Genomic DNA, 18859 nt, shown 5'->3' with positions numbered 1-18859 from the left:
CTTTCCCGATCCGTTCTACGACGCCGCTTCCCCCGCCAGCGCTTCCTGCCGTCCCTTGTCTACGTTCACGACGACCAAGATCGCGATGCCCAAGATAAAAAAGGCCAGCAGCGCCAAAATGCCGTAACGGCTCGAGCCCGTCAGCGTGCCCACGACCGAGAAGACGAACGGTCCCGCAACGGACGCGAACTTGCTGGAGAGACTAAGGAAGCCGAAAAACTCCGCCGTCCGCGAAGGCGGCACGAGCTCGGCGTACAGCGATCTGGCCGTCGCCTGGCTCCCGCCCTGCACGAGGCCGACCAGCGCGGCCAGCAAGTAGAAATGAAGGGCGTTCGTCATGAAGAACCCCAACATGACGATGAGCACGTACACGAGCAGCGAGCTGTAAAGGGATGGCTTGATGCCGATCCGTCTCGCGAACTTGATGAACAGCAGCGTGCTGGGATACCCTACGAACTGCGTGATCAGCAGCGCGGCGATCAGGTCGTTCGACTCGATGCCGATGCCGCTGCCGTATATCGTCGCCATGACGATGACGGTGTTGATGCCGTCGTTGAAGAACCAGAACGCTGCCATGTATTTGAGCAGCTCGGGATAGCGCTTCAAGGTACCCGCCGTCACGCGGATCCGGGCAAAACCGCCGCCGATCGCCGAGACGAAGCCGGAGACGCGCTCGCCCGCCTTCTCCTTGACGTTGCGCATGATGGGAAGCGAGAACAGGATCCACCAGACGCCGACCGTTGCGAAGACCGTCTGCGTCGCCGCCGTCTTCGACGGAAAGCCCAGCTTATCGTAAAATAATATCATAACAAGATTCGCCAGCAGCAGCAATCCGCCGCCCAAATAGCCCATCGCATACCCTTTGTTGCTGACCGCGTTCATCGTGTCCGGCGTCGAGACGCTCGGCAGCAGCGCGTCGTAAAACGTATTCGACGCAGCAAAGCCGATCGTGCCGATAACGACAAGAATCGACGCGAGCAGCCACCCGTCTTCGCCGATGAAGGCCATGCCGATGCAGGACGCGGCCCCGATGAGCATGAAGGCCGACAAAAACCGTACCTTCGAACCGGTATAATCGGCGACGGCGCCCAGAATCGGGCACAGCACCGCGACCAGAATCATCGCGATCGTCTGCGTGAAGCCCCAATAATTTTCCGCGGTATTGCCAGTCAGCCCGGCGCCCGCGACTTCCTTGTAGAAGACCGGCATCACCGCGGCCATAATCGTCGTGGCGAACGCGGAGTTCGCCCAGTCGTACATGATCCAGCTACGGACTGCCTTCGGATCCATGCGGTCGTTTCGCTCCTTTATAGCTCTTTTGGCTTACACTTTACCAGACCATTCGACAATTGTCCCATGAATCCTTCTAAAGGTATTGTGAAGCCGGCGCAGTGCTTCTCCCGTTCTTTGCTGTTCGCGGGATTATCATTTATAATAGTTAGGCAGGGTGATAAAAAACTTTAATGGATAGGGAGGGATTCCGTGAACATTAACCAGCTTGAAACGTTGTTGACGATTTCCCGCACCATGAGCTTCCGCAAAGCGGGCGAACTGCTCAATTTGACGCAGCCTGCCGTCTCCGCGCAAATCAAAAGTCTCGAGGACGAGTTTAAGACGGTGTTAATCGATCGGAATCAGCCCGTCACGCTCACCGACCGCGGCCAAGTATTTTTGGACCACGCCGAACGGATTCTCGCCATCGTGGAGGAGCTCAAACAGAAGCTGTCCGACCTCAACCAGACGCCGCAAGGCCACATCGTGCTCGGCACCACCTCCTCCATCGCCATTCAAATTTTGCCGCGCGTCCTGTCTTATTTTCAAAACCAATTCCCGCTCATCAAGACGACCATCCATTCCATGCCGTCGACCGGCGTCATGGCCAGCGTCGAGAACGGTACCGTCGATATCGGCATCACGTATCTGAGCGAACGCAATCCGAACGTGCAGACGGCGATTCTGTACTACGACACGTACGAGCTGGTCGTCGCGCCGGAGCATCCGATGAGCGGATTGAAGCATACTACCGTAGAATCGCTGAAGGACATACCCATGATTATGCTGTCGCCTGACACGTTAGGACGGCGGTTCCTGGATCAAATTTTCCGAAAGTACGACTTGCAGCCGAACATCGTCATGGAGCTGTCGAGCAGCGAGGAAGTCAAGCGCATGGTGGAAATCAACCTCGGCGCCGCCGTCGTCTCCAAGCTGTCCATCGCCAACGAAGTGCGGCTCGGCACCCTGAAGCGCATCAAAGTCAACGAGCTGGACATGAGCCATCCCGTCGGACTCGTCTACAAGTCGGGAAGATACATCAATTCCGCGATGCAGCAGTTTTTGAGCGATCTGAAGGGGATGCCGGAGGATCAATTCATTAGCAGCGAATAGGAGGAGCAATCATGAAATTCGACTTACATACGCATCATTTCCGGTGCGGACACGCGGACGGCACGATCGAGGCCTATATTCAGGCCGCAATCAAGGAAGGGCTCGGCGTCATCGGGATTTCGGACCACTCGCCTTATTTCGCGAGCGAGCACGACCACCCGAATCCGGGCATTGCGATGGCCCGCAGCGAATTCGCGCGTTACATCGAGGAAGTCCAGCGGCTGAAAGCGAAGTACGAGGGCAAAATCGACGTACTGCTGGGCGTGGAATCGGACTTCTTCCCGGAGCACGCCGACGTCTACCGGACCGTCTACGAGCAATATCCGTTCGATTACGTCATCGGCTCCGTGCACCAGTCGGGCGGTGTCAGCATATTCAACCGCAACCGGTGGAAGGGCTTGTCGGCGGAGAAGCAGCTGGAGCAGAAGCGTCACTATTACAAGCTGATCGGCCAGTCCGCGCAGTCCGGCATGTTCCAGGTCCTCGGCCATATCGACGCCATGAAAGGCTATTACCCGGCGTTCTCGGACATTCCGGCGGAGGACGCCGTCGACGAAGCGCTGAAGCTGATCGCGGACAGCCTGGCCGCCATCGAGATCAACACCTCGGGCGGCACGAAGGACGTCGGCGGCTGGTATCCGTCGGACGCCATTCTGGAACGCGCCCTTCATTTCGGCGTGGCCGTCACATTCGGCTCCGACGCCCACAAGCCGAGCCGCGTCGGCGAGGATTGGGACCGGGTCGCGAAGCGGCTGAAGGAAATCGGCTTTACGCAGTGGCAATATTACAAAAACCGCCGGCCCGTCGTCGTTCCGCTCTGACCCCGGACAAAAAAAGGGACCTGCACGCGGCAGGTCCAACAACGCATATATAAATCAAAAGGGGGTCTTGGTTAGTATCTTACCCCGCGAATGTAAAGGGACGATAACAGGAACATTTCAATTATGTGACAAATTATCGCGCGTCCCGGCAGAAAGGTGAATGGCATGTGGTTTGCAGCGGCCGTCGGCAGTGCACTGCTCTTCGGGCTTGCGGGCTGGTGGATGAAGGTGTCCCAGATGCAGGGCGGCTCCGCCGTCTATCTGTTTCTGGGACTTTATTGCGCCGGCGCGGCGGGATTCGCCGCGAACGGCGCCGCGGAGCACAGCCTCCTTGCGGGCTTGGCCGATGCCCGCGTCTGGCTCGCCGGCGCGGTCATCGGCGCCGGCTCCGCGCTCGGCAACGCCCTGTTCATGAAGGCGCTCGACTACGGTCCGGCCAGTCTGACCTCGCCGATCACGAACATGAATATCCTGCTTGTCGTCGTCCTCGGCATGGCGGCGTACGGCGAGACGCTGTCGGCGTACGAGCTCGCCGGCGTGCTGCTGCTGCTCGCCGCGGTCGCGCTGATCTCCATGAAGTCCGGCGGACGCCGGAAAGGAATCCGGCCGCCGTGGCATCTGTTCGTCGGCCTCAGCATCGTGCTGTTCGCCCTGCGCAACGGCGGCATGAAGGTGACCGAGGAGCTGGGACTCGCCAGCTCCCCCATTCTGTTCGTCGCTTATGCGCTGTCGTTCGCCGGCTTCGTCGCCTTCGCCTACCGCGAGCGGATCCGGATCCGCCCGGCCGGCCGGATCGGGGACTTCGTCAGGACGGGACCGCCCGCCGTGCCCGGCGCCGGCACCGGCTTGAAATGGGGGCTGATCGCCGGGCTCTTCTCCTATGCCGGCTTGCAGCTCTATGCGGTCGCGCTCGGCACGGGACAAGCCAGCATCGCCGGGCCGATCTTCGCCGCGAACAGCCTCGTCGTCGCAGCCGGCTCGATCCTGCTCTACCGCGAACGGCTCAACGCGCTGCAGTGGTCGGCGTTCGTCTTAATGTTTGCTGGTCTCGTTCTGATTCGATTGTGAGCAGCGCCACGACAGCACGCGCCGCAGCGCCAGATGCGCCGATTCCTTCCGCCGGCGGACGTAGCGGCGGAACCGCTTCGCCGGCGAGAGGCGCATCACCGCGCCCCAGCCGTCGTATCGCCCGTCGCGGTCAGCCAGCAGCCGGTGCAGCTCGCGGACGCGGGCGTTGACCGTGTCGAGCTTCACGTCCTCGAACTTGCTGATGACGAGCGGATACGGATAATCCTGCTCCGGCTTGCTCTCCTTCTCCTTCTCGATCACATATCCCTGCTTCTCGAGCACCCGCTCCATCGCGAGCCGGTCCTCGTCCTCCCGGAACAGCAGCCAATGATAGACGTTGCGCGGCTGCGCGATTTGATCTCCTTTATGAATCAGCGCGTAGATCATTTGCGCGTTATGGACGAACAGCTCCTCGAGCGTATCCGGGAGCAGGTAACGGTAAAATTCCCAAGCCGGGTCCGGCTTCACGTAGCACTGCGCCCGGTGCGGCCAATGCTCGAGCAGCCAGGCGCGCACCGCCTCTTCTTCGGGCCGGTCCGCAGGCAAATAATAGTAGAACTCCAAGCGAGTCGCCGCGTTGATTCGCCCGGCGTAGATCGCGCCGCTCCCGTTCTCGAGCCACGACTCCAGCTTCGATTCCAGTTCCTCCAGCTGCGCGATGAACTGCCGCCGGTTCTTCGACTGATCGCGGACCGGATACAAGTTAACCGTAATCGACAGCAGCTCCGGATACTCCGCAGCCGGCTCATCGCCTTTATACACTGTATTGACAAGCACGCGCAGCTGTTCGCCGCCGGCGCGCCGTTCGTAGAATCCCCAATTGTCTGGCATGCTAGCACCTCTATGCCGCCCTCGTGCGGCTTTCTTTCGATTCGTTCCATGCTCCCCTATTATAGCAGGCCGATTTCGACAGCGTACTAGAAAATATTTCGGATTCGCACCCGGCAACGATAAGCGCAACTTCCGAATAAACCAAAATAAAAACAAGCGCGCTGGATCGATTTTCGGGGTGCATTTATGCTTACTTAAGTATAGTTGATACAAATTAAAAAGTATTTTAGCGAAAACCGAATATCCATTCCCTTTATAAATCGTCCTGTGTTACAATAGGAAGAACAGAAAGCGGGGTGATAACGTGGATTATTCCAAAATGTGCCCGAAGTACGAATGCGCTACCGAGCTGCTCGGCAAGAAATGGACCGGATTGATTATACGCGTGCTCTTGGGCGGACCGAAACGGTTCAAGGAAATCAAAGAGCAGATTCCGGAAATGAGCGATAAAATGCTCACGGATCGGATGAAGGAGCTCGAGCAGTGCGACATCATCAAACGGAACGTTTACCCGGAGATGCCCGTCCGGATCGAATACGAATTGACCGTCAAAGGGCAAGGATTAGAACCCGTTATCCGCTCCATTCAAGATTGGGGCGAAAATTGGTGCTAAAGCGGCCGTAGCGCGCGGCTGATGCTCTTATAACGAAACAGGCAGTTCCCTTTGGGAACTGCCTGTTTCGTGTTTTAGGGGCTTGTTGGCCGCGCCAGTTTGACTCGTCATTGCCAAACCTCCGCTTCCTGCCGCGGCGGACAAAAAAGAGGCATCGCCGCAGGTCTCCCGCCGCAATGCCTCTTCCGCCCCGCTGGCTCAGCGGGGGCTATGTCCTAACCCGAAGCTACATGCCCAGCCATTTCTTGAACAGGTGCTTCGTCGTATCCTTGTTGATCGCCGCGATCGACGTCGTCAGCGGAATGCCTTTCGGGCACGAGCGCACGCAGTTCTGCGAGTTGCCGCAGCCTTCGATGCCGCCGTCGGACATGAGCGCGTCCAGACGCTCTTCCTTGTGCATTTCGCCCGTCGGATGCGCGTTAAACAGGCGAACCTGCGAGATCGCAGCCGGACCGATGAAGCTGTTCCGGTCGTTGACGTTCGGGCACGATTCCAGGCAGACGCCGCACGTCATGCACTTGGACAGCTCATACGCCCATTGGCGCTTCGTCTCCGCCATCCGCGGACCCGGTCCGAGATCGTACGTGCCGTCGATCGGGATCCACGCCTTCACGCGCTTCAGCGCGTTGAACATGCGCTCGCGGTTGATGACGAGGTCGCGCACGACCGGGAACGTCTTCATCGGCGCGAGCCGGATCGGCTGCTCCAGCTTGTCGATCAGCGAGCTGCACGCTTGGCGCGGCTTGCCGTTGATCACCATGGAGCACGCGCCGCAAACCTCCTCCAGACAGTTGGACTCCCAGCATACGGGCGCCGTTTTCTGGCCATCGCTCTTCTTCGGATTGCGCTGGATTTCCATCAGCGCGCTGATGACGTTCATGTTCGCGCGGTACGGCACTTCGAATTCTTCCGTATACGGCGCCGAATCCGGCGCATCCTGGCGCGTGATGACCAGCTTGACCGTTTTCGTTGCTACTGCTGCTTCCGCCATCGTGATTCTCCTTCCTTCCTAGGACTTGTTCTTGGAATAGTCGCGTTTACGCGGCGTGATCAGCGACACGTCGACATCCTCGTACGAGATTTGCGGCCCTTCCGCCGTCCATTTGGCCTTCGTCGTCTTGAGGAACTCCTCGTCGTTGCGCTCCGGGAAATCCGGCTTGTAGTGGGCGCCGCGGCTTTCGTTCCGCATCAGGGCGCCGAGCGTCATCGCTTCGGACAGTTCCAGCATGTTCCACAGCTGGCGGGTGAACGCCACGCCCGCGTTGTTCCAGCGCGCCGTATCGTTGATGTTGATGTTGCGATAGCGCTGCTTCAATTCCTTGATCGTCGAGATCGTCTCTTCCAGACGCTTGTTGAAGCGGACGACCGTCATGTTGTTCGTCATGAGTTCGCCGAGCTCTTTATGCAGCACGTACGCGTTTTCCGTGCCGTCCATCTTAAGAATGCTCTCGTATTTGTCCGTTTGGCGCTTCTTCTCGCGGTCGTACACGGAGGACGGGAGATCCTCGGCCGATTTCTTCAAGCCCTTGATATACTCGACGGCCTTCGGTCCCGTGACCATGCCGCCGTAGATCGCAGACAGCAGGGAGTTCGCGCCGAGACGGTTCGCGCCGTGGTATTGGTACTCGCATTCGCCGCAGGCGAAGAGGCCCGGAATGTTGGTCATCTGGTTGTAGTCGACCCACATGCCGCCCATCGAATAGTGAACCGCCGGGAAAATCTTCATCGGAATTTTCCGCGGGTCGTCGCCCATGAACTTCTCGTAGATTTCGATGATGCCGCCGAGTTTGACGTCGAGCTCCTTCGGATCCTTATGCGACAGGTCGAGGTAGACCATATTCTCGCCGTTGATGCCGAGCTTCTCGTCGACGCAGACCGCGAAGATCTCGCGCGTCGCGATGTCGCGCGGCACCAGGTTGCCGTAGGCCGGGTATTTCTCTTCGAGGAAGTACCACGGCTTGCCGTCCTTGTACGTCCAGATCCGGCCGCCTTCGCCGCGCGCGGATTCCGACATCAGGCGCAGCTTATCGTCGCCCGGAATCGCCGTCGGGTGGATTTGGATGAACTCGCCGTTCGCGTAGTACACGCCCTGCTGGTACACCGCGCTCGCGGCCGTACCGGTGTTGATGACGGAATTCGTCGTTTTGCCAAAAATAATGCCGGGGCCGCCCGTCGCCAGTATCGTCGCATCCGCGGCGAACGTATGGACCTCCATCGTGCGGAGGTCCTGCGCGGAGATGCCGCGGCAGACGCCGTCGTCGTCCAGCACTGCGCCCGTGAATTCCCAATGCTCGCGCTTCGTCACGAGGCCGGCCGTTTCCCAGCGGCGGACTTGTTCGTCGAGCGCGTACAGCAGCTGCTGGCCGGTCGTCGCACCGGCGAACGCCGTCCGGTGGTACTGCGTGCCGCCGAACCGACGGAAATCGAGCAAGCCTTCCGGCGTCCGGCTGAACATAACGCCCATCCGGTCCATCAGGTGGATGATGCCCGGAGCGGCGTCGCACATCGCTTTAACCGGCGGTTGGTTCGCCAGGAAGTCGCCGCCGTAGACCGTATCGTCGAAGTGCTCCCACGTGGAGTCGCCTTCGCCCTTCGTGTTGACCGCGCCGTTGATGCCGCCCTGCGCGCAGACCGAGTGGGACCGCTTCACGGGCACGACCGAGAACAGGTCGACGTGCACGCCCGCTTCCGCGGCTTTTATGGTAGCCATCAGGCCGGCGAGACCGCCACCGACGACAATGATTCTGTTTTTAGCCATTGCATTTCGCTCCTTGTCTTAAACTCAAACGAGATTCGTCAGCTGCAGAGCGGCGGAAGCCGCCTCCTTGAATTCGTCGCCGCGGAACGCCACCAGCGACGCCAAGAACAATGCGGCCACGATTACGAACACGGCCATCCAAATGTAAGAGGAGACGCGCTGCGCGCGAGGGCCGACCGTGATGCCCCAGCTGACGAGGAATGCCCACATGCCGTTGCTGAAGTGGAAGGTGGCAGCCAGGATGCCGATGACATAGAGCACAAAATAGAACCCGTTCGTCGTAATCGTGTGCATCTGATTACCGAGTTCTTCATGCGTGAGGTTGCCGATCATGACTTGGAATCTCGCTTGGTACATATGCCAGAAAACAAAAATGAAGGTGATCACGCCCGTGATCCGCTGCAGCGTGAACGCCCAGTTGCGGCCGTATTGGAAGCGGCTGGTGTTCAGGTTGGACTGATACGCCACATACAGGCCGTACACTCCGTGGAACAGCAGCGGCAGCCAGATGCCGACAAGCTCCAAGACGAAGACGAACGGCAAGTCATTCAGGAACTTGACGGTATCCTTGAACCCCTGCGGCCCTTTCTCGACGGCCGAGAAGTTCGATACCATGTGTTCGATAATGAACAGGCCGAGCGGGATGACTCCGAGCAAGGAGTGAATCTTGCGCGATAAATACGAATTTCCTTTCATAACGTAAACGTTCTCCTTTCCAAACTGCGGCGTTCCATTCGCCAATTTTCGCCATTCGCCAAAACCATTCTCCATTGTAACCCCAGCCCAGATGAGCGTCAATAAATAATAGATTCACACAAAATGGTCACATTTCACATCATACTCCTTTTCTGCTTATAATGGAATTGCGTATTATTCATTAAAAGTTATAACCTATTCGCATATACGACACGTAGAAAGGGGCTGTACCCACGTGCTCGAAGAATTGAATATGTTTACCGTCGTCGTCGAACAGTCCAGCATGAACAAAGCGTCGGCAGCGCTTAATTTGTCCCAGCCTGCCCTCTCCCGCAAGATCGCCAAGCTCGAGCAGGAGCTCGGCGCCCTGCTCTTCCGGCGCGTCGGCAAGCGGCTGGAGCTGACCCGTATCGGCCAGCTGACGTACGACTACGCGGTGGAGGCGCGGCAGCAGCATCTGCGCTTCCTGAAGCTACTCGCGGAGTACAAGCATGCCGGGCGGGCGACCTTCACGATCGGCGCGAGCCTCACGACGCTGCAAACCTCGCTGCCGGATCTCATCCAGGCGCTGACGGCCCGCAGCCCGGAGCTCGACATCAAGGCGATTACGGGCAAGACGCATGAGATCGTCACGCTCGTCCGCGACCGGAAGGCCGACCTCGGCATCGTCGCCTCCCGGATCGAGGATACCCAGCTGACGTGCGTGCCGCTGTTCGACGACCACCTCGTCCTCGTCCTGCCGCGCAACCATTTTATAATGGAGAAAAACGCGCCCGTCATCACCGACCTGAACGGCCTGCCGATGATTCTGTTCTCCAAGGGAACCTGGTACCGCATCCTGACGGACGAGCTGTTCGAGAAATACCGGCTGCTGCCCGACGTCCGGATGGAAATCGACTCGTTCGAGGCGATTCTCCGCCTGCTCCATACGTGCCGCGCTGCGACGCTGCTCCCCAAGTCGTACCTGCGGCCGCAGATGCTGGCCGACAACGACCTGCAAGTCGTCCCGATCCGCGAGCTGGAGGCGTCGAAGCGGACGACGTCGCTCATCTACGACCCGTCGGACGGGTTCAATCCCGCCGTGCGCCGCTGGATTGAAGAAGTCTCCGCCCAATACAAGCCCGTCTAGCGGCGTCCGGGTCCTTTACCGCCTGAGCGGCAAGCGGAAACAATGCCCCTTATTTATTGTTTGCCATTTTTCGTATCCAATACCATGGATGGACGGCGCGAAGCTGCCGATGATAAAAGCAAGGCAATCATAAGGATTCGAGGTTCGTTCAAGATGCCGAGCCGGATGCCGGAGTTCCCTCTCCGCAAAGTTTGCTTCGGCCGGACGTGTTAACGACCCGTCATCCCGAATATGAATATGACAAGCCGGCCCGCGCCCGCGCGGCGGCGAACGAAGATTCTATGCAGACGAGGTGCTGAATGGACCCATTGCGGTTACACCCGAATTGGAAATGGTACGTTTTGCTGGGCGGCATCGGCCTGCTCGTGTATTTGCTCGTGCAAATCGTTCCGGCGACGGCCGACTCCTTCTTCGACAGCGGGAGCAAGCCGGTCATGGACAAACGCGTCGCGGAGGCGAAGGCGGCGGCGTTCGTGGAGAAGCAGTTCGCGAGCCGGCCGCTAGCCGCCCATGCCGTGCATCAATCGGACAGCCTGCTGTACGGCTACCTGGAGAAGAACAATCTGACCCGCGGCTACGACGACCGCTACGACCGCACGCTGCCGACCGAGACGTACCAGACGACGGCCGCCATGCCCGACGGCAGCGAAATCTTCGTCTATCTGCACATGCAAACGGGCTCGGTCGTCGGCTGGAACCGGCTGGGCAGGCTTCAGGGCCAACCGGCCCAAGGAAACGAGCTGACCGATGCCGCGCTCGCCTTTCTCACCTCCAAAGGATATCCGAAGGCGGAGCTGGCGGTGTACCGCGAGCAGCCGGAAACCGGGACCGTCGTGTTCGAGCAAAAAAACGCGGCCGGCGCCGGGGATGCCAAGCTCCGCCTGACGGTCCGCGCCGAGAAGCAAGAGAACGGCAGCATCCGCATCGAGGCGTTCAAGCCGGCGTTCGTCGTGCCGCAGAGCTATGCCGATTACGTCGCGAAGCAGAAGAAGCTCGCCAATTACTTGTCGACGCTCGGCAGCCTGTTCCTATCGTTCGTGCTGTTCATTCTGGCCATCATTTACGCGTCCCTGTACCGGAAGCACAGCTCCTTCGCGCGCGGCATCGTCATCTCGCTGCTGTTCCTCGCCATGTATCTCGTCAACGACATCAACATGAAGGACGGCCTCCTCGCCGGTTACGGAGAAACGTCCGAGGGCAGCGTGCTGGCCGCGGCGGCGGTCGCCGTCACCTGCCTCGTCACGGTCGTCATGGCGCTCGCCGTCTACTTCTCCCTCGTCGGCGGCGACGGCTTATGGCGGGCCATGGGCCGCAATCCGTGGCCGCGCAGCGGACAGCCCGGCTATGGCGACCATGTGTGGCGGAGCATGTGGCTCGGCTACCTGACCGCGTTCGCGCTGCTCGGGCTGCAGACGGTCATCTTCCTCGTGCTCATGCGCGCGTACGGCTCCTGGTCGACGACGGACGTGACGCAGTCGACCTACAATCTCGCGGTGCCGTGGGCGTTCCCGCTGCTCGCCTGGTGCGCCGCCATCTCCGAGGAGGCGGTGTTCCGGCTGTTCGGCATCGGGCTCATGAAGCGCTGGTTCCGGAACAGCTTCGTCGCCTCGCTTATTCCGACGGTCATCTGGGCGCTCGGGCACGTCACCTATCCGATCTTCCCGTCGACCACCCGGCTGCTGGAGCTGACGGTCATCGGCCTCGTCTTCAGCTTCATGTTCCTGCGCTTCGGCTTCATTACGGTGCTGTTCGCGCACGCCATCTTCGACAGCACCATGATGGCGCTCTCCCTCGTCTTCATGGGCGGCGCCGAAAATATCGCGGCCGGCATCGTCTACATCCTGCTGCCGATTCCGATCGCCTGGCTGTTCCGGGCCTGGGACCGCCGAAACAAGCGAACGGGGCCGCTTGCGATCGACGCGATCGACACGCAGCTGCCGCGTTCGTGAAGGCAGCATGCGCCAGCAGCACCGCGCCGCCGCCCGCTGGCAGCAAAAAAGGAGCCGTCCTCAGGACGGCTCCTCGTTGTTTAACGCTTCGATAATTTGCGCGGCGAGCTTCTCGCCGATCGAGAGCGGCCGGAAATCTTCGACGGCGGCCTCTTTGATTTTTTTGATCGAGCCGAAATGCTTCAGCAGCGCCTTCCGGCGCTTCTCGCCGATGCCCGGGATGGCGTCGAGGCGCGACGCCACCATCGACTTGCCCCGCTGTTCGCGGTGGAAGGTGATGGCGAAGCGGTGCACCTCGTCCTGGATCCGCTGCAGCAGGTAGAACGCCTGGCTGTCGCGGGCCAGCGGCACCACCTCCGGCGGGTCGCCGGTCATGAGCTGCGCCGTCTTATGCTTCGCGTCCTTGACGAGTCCGCAGACCGGCACGAACAAGCCGAGCTCGTTCTCCAGCACGTCGAGCGCCGCGGAGATTTGCCCCCGCCCGCCGTCCACGATGATGAGATCCGGCAGCTGCAGCCCTTCCTTCAGCACGCGCTCGTAACGCCGGCGGATCACCTCGCGCATCGTATCGTAATCGTCGGGACCTTGGACGGTCTTAATTTTGTACTTGCGGTATTCCTTCTTGTCCGGCTTGCCGTCCGTGAAGACGACCATCGCCGATACGGGATCCGTCCCTTGAATGTTCGAGTTGTCGAACGCCTCGATGCGGCCGACCTGCGGCAGCCCGATCGCTTCCGCCAGCCCTTCCGCCGCCTTGAACGTGCGGTCCTCGTCGCGTTCAATCAGCTTGAACTTCTCTTCCAGCGTCATTTTCGCGTTGTGCACGGCCATCGCCACGACGTCCTTCTTCTTGCCGCGCTGCGGGATGAACACCTTCACCTTGAGCCATTTTTGCAGGGAGCTGCGCAGCTCCTCCTCCGGCGAGCCGGCGGCCGGCTGATCGCCATCCGCGGCCGGTTCCTCCTGTTCCTCATCCGGCGTTCCGGCGGCGGAGCCATAAGGCTCCTGTGCTTCCGCGGCCGCAAGGCCGACCGCCGCATCCGGCCTCGTGCCGGCCGCGACAGCTTCGGCTTCGGTTTCCGCAGCCAACGACTCATCCGGCTTTGCATCGCCCGCCAGCGGCTGCGACGGCAGGAAAATCTCCTTCGGCAGCGCCGGATTCTCGGAATAATACTGCGTCACGAACGTCATGAAGTCGTCGTAGGCATTGCCGTAATACGGGAACATCGTCGCCCGCCGCTCAATCAGCTTGCCCTGCCGCATGTACATGATCTGCACGCACATCCAGCCCTTGTCGACCGAGAAGCCGAACACGTCGCGGTCCATCGCGTCGTTCAGTGTAATCTTCTGCTTCTCCATGACGGCGTCGATCGCGATGATCTGATCACGGTACTCCTTCGCTCGTTCGAACTCCATCGCTTCCGCGGCTGCTTCCATCTTGGCCTGAAGCGCCTTGCGCACTTCGTCGTGGCCGCCTCCGAGGAAGCGCGTGATTTCCTGCACCATGTTCTCGTACGTGCCCGGTTCGATCTCGAATTCGCAAGGCGCGACGCATTGGCCCAAATGATAATACAGGCATACCTTGTCCGGCAGCGTGCCGCATTTGCGGAGCGGGTACAGCCGGTCGAGCAGCTTCTTCGTCTGCTGGGCCGCGAACGCGTTCGGGTAAGGACCGAAATATTTGCCCTTGTCCTTCACGATACGCCGCGTCACCTCGAGCTTCGGATGCTGCTCGCCCGTGATCTTAATATACGGAAATGTCTTGTCGTCCTTCAGCAGCACGTTGTAGCGCGGATGGTACTGCTTGATCAGGTTGCACTCGAGAATGAGCGCCTCCATGTTGCTGGACGTGACGATATATTCGAAATCGCGGATGAGCGAGACGAGCCGCAGCGTTTTACCATTGTGGCTGCCGTTGAAATACGAGCGCACGCGATTTTTGAGCACCTTCGCTTTGCCGACGTAAATGATCGTGCCGCCGGCATCCTTCATTAAATAACAGCCCGGCTGATCGGGCAGCAGAGCCAGCTTGCTGCGAATCCGTTCTTCCGCGAGACGCCTGTCGGCGGCCGTCTCGGCGGCGTGTTGATCCCCCATTGTCGTCCTCCTCCCGGACTTTCGCTACCTTTCATTGTACCACATGCGCGCGCGTTTTGCGGCGGCCGAACTTGTCCGCCTTAGACCCCCGATTGGAAAATGTCCTCAATTTTGTCACGTCCGGCGCCTTTACAATTATTCTGGAAGTTGGGTATACTATGGGGAGCAATCGTCGCCCCAGAGGAGGATAATGAAACCATGGAAAATGTAAGAGATCCGCGCGAGCACGTGAACGAGGAACCGCGCGATGACTTTTTCGACGTCGCGATGGGCTTTGGCGGGTTCTTCGGTATTCTGTTCGTTATTTTCGCCGTTGCGGTGATTATCAAATACGCGATTTCGTAATCCATGGCCTTGTTTCGGCAGCTGCCCGAAGCGGGGCCGTTTTTCGTAAGCGGGAACGGTTGACAAACGGTGGGATTCCACATAGAATGGCAATATCTACTAAAGGAGGCTGATGTGAAATGGCGAACATGACATCGATTGTAACGGTAACGGAAATCGCATGCGCATCGGTCTCGGTCGGATAACAAACACGGGATTCGCGGCTTCGTCCGCTTCTTGACCGTCGTAACCGCAGGGAACCGGATGCTCCGGTTTCCTGCGGTTTTTTTGCTGTCCGGCCGTCCGGCCGCCGAAGGAAACGATCGGCGGCCGGCGATGCCGCGATAGACCGCAGGAGCTTCTTTCCTGCGGTCTTTTTGTCGTTGTTTTCGTCGGCGCCCGCCGCCCTGCCCGGCCGCGGCGCGACCGCGAACGTCCCGTCTATGCACCATACCAACCATTCCATGAAAAAGGGGTTTTCCGATTTGAATCCAAACACCGATCGCCAAGCGATCCGCAACGTACTTGAAACCGAAGAAACAAACACGCCATCCGGCCTGCCCGAAACGGCCATTCCGGCCGCGCCCTTCGCTGCCGAAGCCGGCGGCGGCGCCAGCGCGCCAGGCCGCTCCGCGCTGGAAACACTAGGCTGGAACGACGGCTGGCGGCAGACGTTCGCCGCGCTGCCGGCCGCTTCGCCGGCCGGCGGCGCCGGGCTCGTGCCCGCGCGCGTCACGGCGCAGTTCGCGAACCAGTACCGCGTCTGGGCCGAAGAAGGCGAGCTCGCCGCGGAAGTAAGCGGCAAGTTCCAATTCCAGGCCGCGTCCCGCGGCGAATTCCCCGCGGTCGGCGACTGGGTCGCCGCGCAGCCGCTGCCCGGCGAGCGCCGCGCCATTATCCACGCCGTGCTGCCCCGGCGCACGGCGATGATCCGGCGCGCCTCCGGCACCGTGCCGGAGGAGCAGGTCATCGGCACCAACATCGACACACTGTTCATCGTCAACGCGCTGAACGGCGACTACAACGTCCGCAAAATCGAACGCTTCCTCGTCGCGGCTTGGGAAAGCGGCTCCGCGCCGGTCGTCCTGCTGACGAAGGCCGACCTGTGCGAGGACGCCGCGCGCCGCGTCGCGGAAGTCGAAGCCGCCGCGCCCGGCGTGCCGGTTCATGCCGTCAGCGCGCTCGAGGACCAAGGCCGCGCGCAGCTTCAGCCGTATTTGCTGCCGGGCCGCACCATCGCCGTCACCGGCTCGTCCGGCGCCGGCAAATCGACGCTGCTCAACTGGCTGGCCGGCGAGGACCGGCAGCTCGTGCAGGGCGTCCGCGAGGACGACGCGCGAGGACGCCATACGACGACGCACCGCGAGCTGTTCCCGCTGCCGGGCGGCTTCGTGATGATGGACACCCCCGGCATGCGCGAGCTGCAGCTGTGGGAGTCCGATGCCGGCCGGCAGGAGGCGTTCGCGGACATCGAGGCGCTCGCGGCCGCCTGCCGATTCCGCGACTGCCGGCACGAGAAGGAGCTCGGCTGCGCCGTCCAGGAGGCGCTCCGGGACGGCACGCTCGACGAGAAGCGCTACTTGAGCTACAAGAAGACCGGCCGGGAGCTCGCGCGCCAGACCCGCAAGGAACAATCCGTGACGATGCGCGCGAAGAAGAGCGCCGACAAGCGGCAGAATGCCCGCGCCCATCCGCCTCGCCGGCAGGCGACCGACTTCGACTGACAGCCGGCGCATATTCGCAGCCGCGCAACGCTTGCCGGCGCGAACCCCGGCCGCGCCGCCGCGATGGCTCCCCACTCGCCGCCGTCGCAGCTAACCCCTCGCTGCCGGAGCAGCTTGCCCCGCCGGCAGCGGGGGCGGCGGCAAGACAAAACGCCCGATGCTCGTTCGCAACCAACGAGTCATCGGGCGTTCTTCGTGCGCGGACAACCGTCCGGGACGTTAGCCATTCGCCGCCTTCAATTTCTCCGCGGCGTTCTGCGCCGGCGCCTGCTGGCTCTGCTTCGCGGCATTGGCGTCGAAACGCTTGCGCTCGGTTCGGTCGATCTGGACGACCCGGCCGTCGTGAACGGTAATGAGCACCGAGCCGTATTCCAGTCCGTTCACCTGCGTCGCAATGCGATCTAACCACTCTTGATCCAGTACGATTGGCTTCGCCATCATAAATCCCTCCTAATAGTGTTGAGCGCGGCAGGCGTCCGCATAACGGCTTAACGCCTTCGTGCCCGAGGTTCAAATATGGACCGGAAGCGGATCGACTTTCAACGGATTTTCCACCATCGTCGCGGATTCGTCGGAGATGACGTACAAGCGGTGGATGAGGACCGCCACCTCGTCCCCTGGCTGCAGCGGCTCCTGGTCCAGCGAACGGTGGGCGGACAGCCGGTTGGCGCCGACCTCGACGTCCAGCTCCAGATGCGCCCCGCGGAAAAAGACATGGCGCACCTTGCCCGTAACCGCGGCGGACGGGAACGGGATCTCGTCCGTGCGCCCGACCTCGACGAATTCGGGCCGCACGATCGCCCGCGCGCCCGCCGCCTGCACGACCTTCTCAAAGCCGCGCAGGCTGCCCGGCTCCTCGACGACGCTGGAATGGCCGATGAACCCGGCCACGAACGCCGTTTGCGGATCGGTATAGATCCGGATCGGCGAATCCTGCTGCTCCAGGCGGCCCTGCTGCACGATCAGCATCTCGTCCGCGACCTCGACCGCTTCGTCCTGATCATGGGTCACGAAGATCGACGTGATGCCGAGCTCCGCGATCAGATTCTTCAGCCACGTGCGCAGCTCCTTGCGGACCTTGGCGTCGATCGCCGCGAACGGCTCGTCGAGCAGCAGCAGCTCCGGCTTCGGCGCGAGCGCCCGGGCGAATGCGACCCGCTGCCGCTGTCCGCCGGAGAGCTGATGCGGATAGCGGTGCTCGAAGCCGCGCAATCCGGTCAGCTCGAGCAGCTCGTTCACGCGGCTCCGGGTCTCCGCTTTGCTTGCCTTGCGGATCGTCAGCCCAAAGGCGATGTTGTCGAAGACGGTCATGTGCTTGAACAGCGCGTAATTCTGGAAGACGAAGCCGATCCCGCGCAGCTGCGGCTTGACGTCGTTGACGCGCTTGCCATCGATGAAGATGTCGCCGGAATCCGGCGTTTCGAGCCCGGCCAAGATGCGGAGCAGCGTCGATTTGCCGCCGCCGCTCGGGCCGAGCAAGCCGATCAGCTTGCCGCGTTCAATCGTGAAGCTCACGTCCCGGACGGCTTGATGGGCGCCGAACGCTTTGTTGACGTTGCGAACCTCGATATGCATATCAGCCTTCCTCCCTCGGAGCTTGCTTGGCCGTCCGCCACTCGATGAAGCTCTTGATGACGAGCGTGATGACAGCCAGCATGACGAGCAGCGACGCGACGGCGAACGACGCGGAGAATTGATATTCGTTGTACAAAATTTCGATATGCAGCGGCAGCGTGTTCGTCTCGCCGCGGATGTGGCCGGAGACGACGGACACGGCACCGAATTCCCCCATGGCCCGCGCGTTGCACAGGATGACGCCGTAGAGCAGGCCCCACTTGATGTTCGGCAGCGTGACGCGCCAAAAGATCTGCCAGCCCTTCGCCCCGAGGCTCGCGGCGGCTTCTTCTTCTTGGACGCCCTGCGCCTGCATGAGCGGGATCAATTCCCGGGCGACGAACGGGAACGTGACGAACGTCGTCGCGAGCACGATGCCCGGCAGCGCGAACATAATCTGGATGTTATGATCCGACAGCCACGGTCCGAGGAACCCTTGCGCGCCGAACAGCAGGATGAACACAAGGCCGGAGATGACCGGCGATACCGCGAACGGCAGATCGATCAGCGTGATGAGCACGTTTTTGCCGCGGAAGCGGAATTTGCTGATCGCCCACGCCGCCGCGACCCCGAACACGGTGTTCAGCGGAACCGCGATGACCGCCGTGAGCAGCGTCAGCTTCAGCGCCGACAGCGCATCCGGATCCCGCAGCGCCGCGAAGTAGACGTCAGCGCCCTTCTTGAACGCTTCGATGAAGATCGAGATCAGCGGAAGCAGGACCACCAGCCCCAGGAATAACAGGGCAATGCTAATGAGCACGATGCGCACGGCGAGCGATTCGTTGATATGCTTCGGTCGTGCCGCCTTCTCGGCCAAATGTACCGTTACCGCGCCAGCCAAATCGATCCC

General features: G+C 60.9%; 17 protein-coding genes. 8 read left to right on the top strand and 9 right to left on the bottom strand.

Annotation, left to right across the window (positions count from 1 at the left end; translation table 11 throughout):
* Positions 1-15: 15 nt before the first annotated feature.
* Positions 16-1290, bottom strand: a complete 1275-nt coding sequence (locus ACFPB1_RS07915) for an MFS transporter (RefSeq protein ID WP_379223765.1) — start codon at positions 1288-1290, stop codon at positions 16-18.
* Between the two features lie 192 nt (positions 1291-1482).
* Between ACFPB1_RS07915 and ACFPB1_RS07910 the strand changes: the two genes are divergently transcribed.
* The 3 genes from ACFPB1_RS07910 to ACFPB1_RS07900 all read left to right on the top strand — a co-directional run bounded on the left by ACFPB1_RS07910 (position 1483) and on the right by ACFPB1_RS07900 (position 4274).
* A complete protein-coding gene (locus ACFPB1_RS07910; RefSeq protein WP_379223762.1) occupies positions 1483-2385 on the top strand; it encodes a LysR family transcriptional regulator in 903 nt (300 codons plus the stop codon).
* Between the two features lie 11 nt (positions 2386-2396).
* A complete protein-coding gene (locus ACFPB1_RS07905; RefSeq protein ID WP_379223760.1) occupies positions 2397-3206 on the top strand; it encodes a histidinol-phosphatase in 810 nt (269 codons plus the stop codon).
* A 165-nt stretch (positions 3207-3371) separates the two neighbouring features.
* On the top strand, positions 3372-4274 hold the full coding sequence (locus tag ACFPB1_RS07900) for an EamA family transporter (protein WP_379223758.1): 903 nt from the start codon (positions 3372-3374) through the stop codon (positions 4272-4274).
* Here the strand turns inward: ACFPB1_RS07900 and ACFPB1_RS07895 are convergent.
* Positions 4239-5105 (bottom strand): DUF695 domain-containing protein, encoded by an 867-nt coding sequence (locus ACFPB1_RS07895; RefSeq protein ID WP_379223756.1) that lies wholly within the window; start codon positions 5103-5105, stop codon positions 4239-4241. The two genes, ACFPB1_RS07900 and ACFPB1_RS07895, sit on opposite strands and share 36 nt — an antisense overlap.
* A gap of 304 nt (positions 5106-5409) precedes the next feature.
* On the opposite strand from ACFPB1_RS07895, the gene ACFPB1_RS07890 reads away from it, so the two are divergent.
* Positions 5410-5718, top strand: coding sequence for a winged helix-turn-helix transcriptional regulator (locus tag ACFPB1_RS07890; RefSeq protein ID WP_379223754.1), 309 nt, complete (start codon positions 5410-5412; stop codon positions 5716-5718).
* A gap of 226 nt (positions 5719-5944) precedes the next feature.
* On the opposite strand, the gene sdhB is transcribed toward ACFPB1_RS07890, so the two are convergent.
* The 3 genes from sdhB to ACFPB1_RS07875 are packed head-to-tail and all read right to left on the bottom strand — an operon-like array spanning position 5945 to position 9172.
* Positions 5945-6709: a succinate dehydrogenase iron-sulfur subunit gene (gene sdhB / locus ACFPB1_RS07885; protein WP_379223752.1), complete on the bottom strand. Its 765-nt coding sequence runs from the start codon at positions 6707-6709 to the stop codon at positions 5945-5947.
* Positions 6710-6727: 18 nt separating this feature from the next.
* Positions 6728-8476 carry a succinate dehydrogenase flavoprotein subunit gene (gene sdhA / locus ACFPB1_RS07880; RefSeq protein WP_379223750.1) on the bottom strand — a complete coding sequence of 583 codons (1749 nt, stop codon included), beginning with the start codon at positions 8474-8476 and terminating at the stop codon, positions 6728-6730.
* A gap of 24 nt (positions 8477-8500) precedes the next feature.
* Positions 8501-9172 (bottom strand): succinate dehydrogenase cytochrome b558 subunit, encoded by a 672-nt coding sequence (locus ACFPB1_RS07875; RefSeq protein WP_379223748.1) that lies wholly within the window; start codon positions 9170-9172, stop codon positions 8501-8503.
* A 235-nt stretch (positions 9173-9407) separates the two neighbouring features.
* Between ACFPB1_RS07875 and ACFPB1_RS07870 the strand changes: the two genes are divergently transcribed.
* Together ACFPB1_RS07870 and ACFPB1_RS07865 are read left to right on the top strand one after the other, a co-directional pair.
* On the top strand, positions 9408-10301 hold the full coding sequence (locus tag ACFPB1_RS07870) for a LysR family transcriptional regulator (protein ID WP_379223746.1): 894 nt from the start codon (positions 9408-9410) through the stop codon (positions 10299-10301).
* Between the two features lie 299 nt (positions 10302-10600).
* On the top strand, positions 10601-12250 hold the full coding sequence (locus tag ACFPB1_RS07865) for a CPBP family intramembrane glutamic endopeptidase (protein ID WP_379223743.1): 1650 nt from the start codon (positions 10601-10603) through the stop codon (positions 12248-12250).
* Positions 12251-12310: 60 nt separating this feature from the next.
* Here the strand turns inward: ACFPB1_RS07865 and uvrC are convergent, their stop codons facing one another.
* Positions 12311-14347 carry an excinuclease ABC subunit UvrC gene (gene uvrC / locus ACFPB1_RS07860; RefSeq protein ID WP_379223741.1) on the bottom strand — a complete coding sequence of 679 codons (2037 nt, stop codon included), beginning with the start codon at positions 14345-14347 and terminating at the stop codon, positions 12311-12313.
* Positions 14348-14545: 198 nt separating this feature from the next.
* On the opposite strand from uvrC, the gene ACFPB1_RS07855 reads away from it, so the two are divergent.
* Both ACFPB1_RS07855 and rsgA read left to right on the top strand, forming a co-directional pair.
* Positions 14546-14692, top strand: a complete 147-nt coding sequence (locus ACFPB1_RS07855; protein ID WP_379223739.1) for a YqzM family protein — start codon at positions 14546-14548, stop codon at positions 14690-14692.
* Between the two features lie 614 nt (positions 14693-15306).
* On the top strand, positions 15307-16395 hold the full coding sequence (rsgA, locus tag ACFPB1_RS07850) for a ribosome small subunit-dependent GTPase A (protein ID WP_379223935.1): 1089 nt from the start codon (positions 15307-15309) through the stop codon (positions 16393-16395).
* 219 nt (positions 16396-16614) lie between these two features.
* On the opposite strand, the gene ACFPB1_RS07845 is transcribed toward rsgA, so the two are convergent.
* The 3 genes from ACFPB1_RS07845 to cysW all read right to left on the bottom strand — a co-directional run bounded on the left by ACFPB1_RS07845 (position 16615) and on the right by cysW (position 18850).
* The gene (locus tag ACFPB1_RS07845) at positions 16615-16833 is read right to left on the bottom strand and encodes a YezD family protein (RefSeq protein ID WP_379223737.1); all 219 of its coding nucleotides are present in this window, start codon (positions 16831-16833) and stop codon (positions 16615-16617) included.
* A gap of 72 nt (positions 16834-16905) precedes the next feature.
* Positions 16906-17970, bottom strand: coding sequence for an ABC transporter ATP-binding protein (locus ACFPB1_RS07840; protein ID WP_379223735.1), 1065 nt, complete (start codon positions 17968-17970; stop codon positions 16906-16908).
* Position 17971: 1 nt separating this feature from the next.
* The gene (gene cysW / locus ACFPB1_RS07835; RefSeq protein ID WP_379223732.1) at positions 17972-18850 is read right to left on the bottom strand and encodes a sulfate ABC transporter permease subunit CysW; all 879 of its coding nucleotides are present in this window, start codon (positions 18848-18850) and stop codon (positions 17972-17974) included.
* Positions 18851-18859: the final 9 nt, after the last annotated feature.

The sequence above is a fragment of the Paenibacillus sp. GCM10023250 genome, assembly GCF_042653205.1.
In the GTDB taxonomy this organism is placed as follows: domain Bacteria; phylum Bacillota; class Bacilli; order Paenibacillales; family Paenibacillaceae; genus Paenibacillus_Z.
This window is presented reverse-complemented; position numbering and strand designations above follow the sequence as displayed.

What these genes read in the sequence shown, in the direction of transcription:
- ACFPB1_RS07915 (WP_379223765.1), bottom strand. Translation starts at nt 1,290, where the DNA reads ATGGATCCGAAGGCAGTCCGTAGCTGGATCATGTACGACTGGGCGAAC.
- ACFPB1_RS07905 (WP_379223760.1), top strand. Translation starts at nt 2,397, where the DNA reads ATGAAATTCGACTTACATACGCATCATTTCCGGTGCGGACACGCGGAC.
- ACFPB1_RS07900 (WP_379223758.1), top strand. Translation starts at nt 3,372, where the DNA reads ATGTGGTTTGCAGCGGCCGTCGGCAGTGCACTGCTCTTCGGGCTTGCG.
- ACFPB1_RS07895 (WP_379223756.1), bottom strand. Translation starts at nt 5,105, where the DNA reads ATGCCAGACAATTGGGGATTCTACGAACGGCGCGCCGGCGGCGAACAG.
- sdhB (WP_379223752.1), bottom strand. Translation starts at nt 6,709, where the DNA reads ATGGCGGAAGCAGCAGTAGCAACGAAAACGGTCAAGCTGGTCATCACG.
- sdhA (WP_379223750.1), bottom strand. Translation starts at nt 8,476, where the DNA reads ATGGCTAAAAACAGAATCATTGTCGTCGGTGGCGGTCTCGCCGGCCTG.
- ACFPB1_RS07875 (WP_379223748.1), bottom strand. Translation starts at nt 9,172, where the DNA reads ATGAAAGGAAATTCGTATTTATCGCGCAAGATTCACTCCTTGCTCGGA.
- ACFPB1_RS07865 (WP_379223743.1), top strand. Translation starts at nt 10,601, where the DNA reads ATGGACCCATTGCGGTTACACCCGAATTGGAAATGGTACGTTTTGCTG.
- uvrC (WP_379223741.1), bottom strand. Translation starts at nt 14,347, where the DNA reads ATGGGGGATCAACACGCCGCCGAGACGGCCGCCGACAGGCGTCTCGCG.
- ACFPB1_RS07855 (WP_379223739.1), top strand. Translation starts at nt 14,546, where the DNA reads ATGGAAAATGTAAGAGATCCGCGCGAGCACGTGAACGAGGAACCGCGC.
- ACFPB1_RS07845 (WP_379223737.1), bottom strand. Translation starts at nt 16,833, where the DNA reads ATGGCGAAGCCAATCGTACTGGATCAAGAGTGGTTAGATCGCATTGCG.
- ACFPB1_RS07840 (WP_379223735.1), bottom strand. Translation starts at nt 17,970, where the DNA reads ATGCATATCGAGGTTCGCAACGTCAACAAAGCGTTCGGCGCCCATCAA.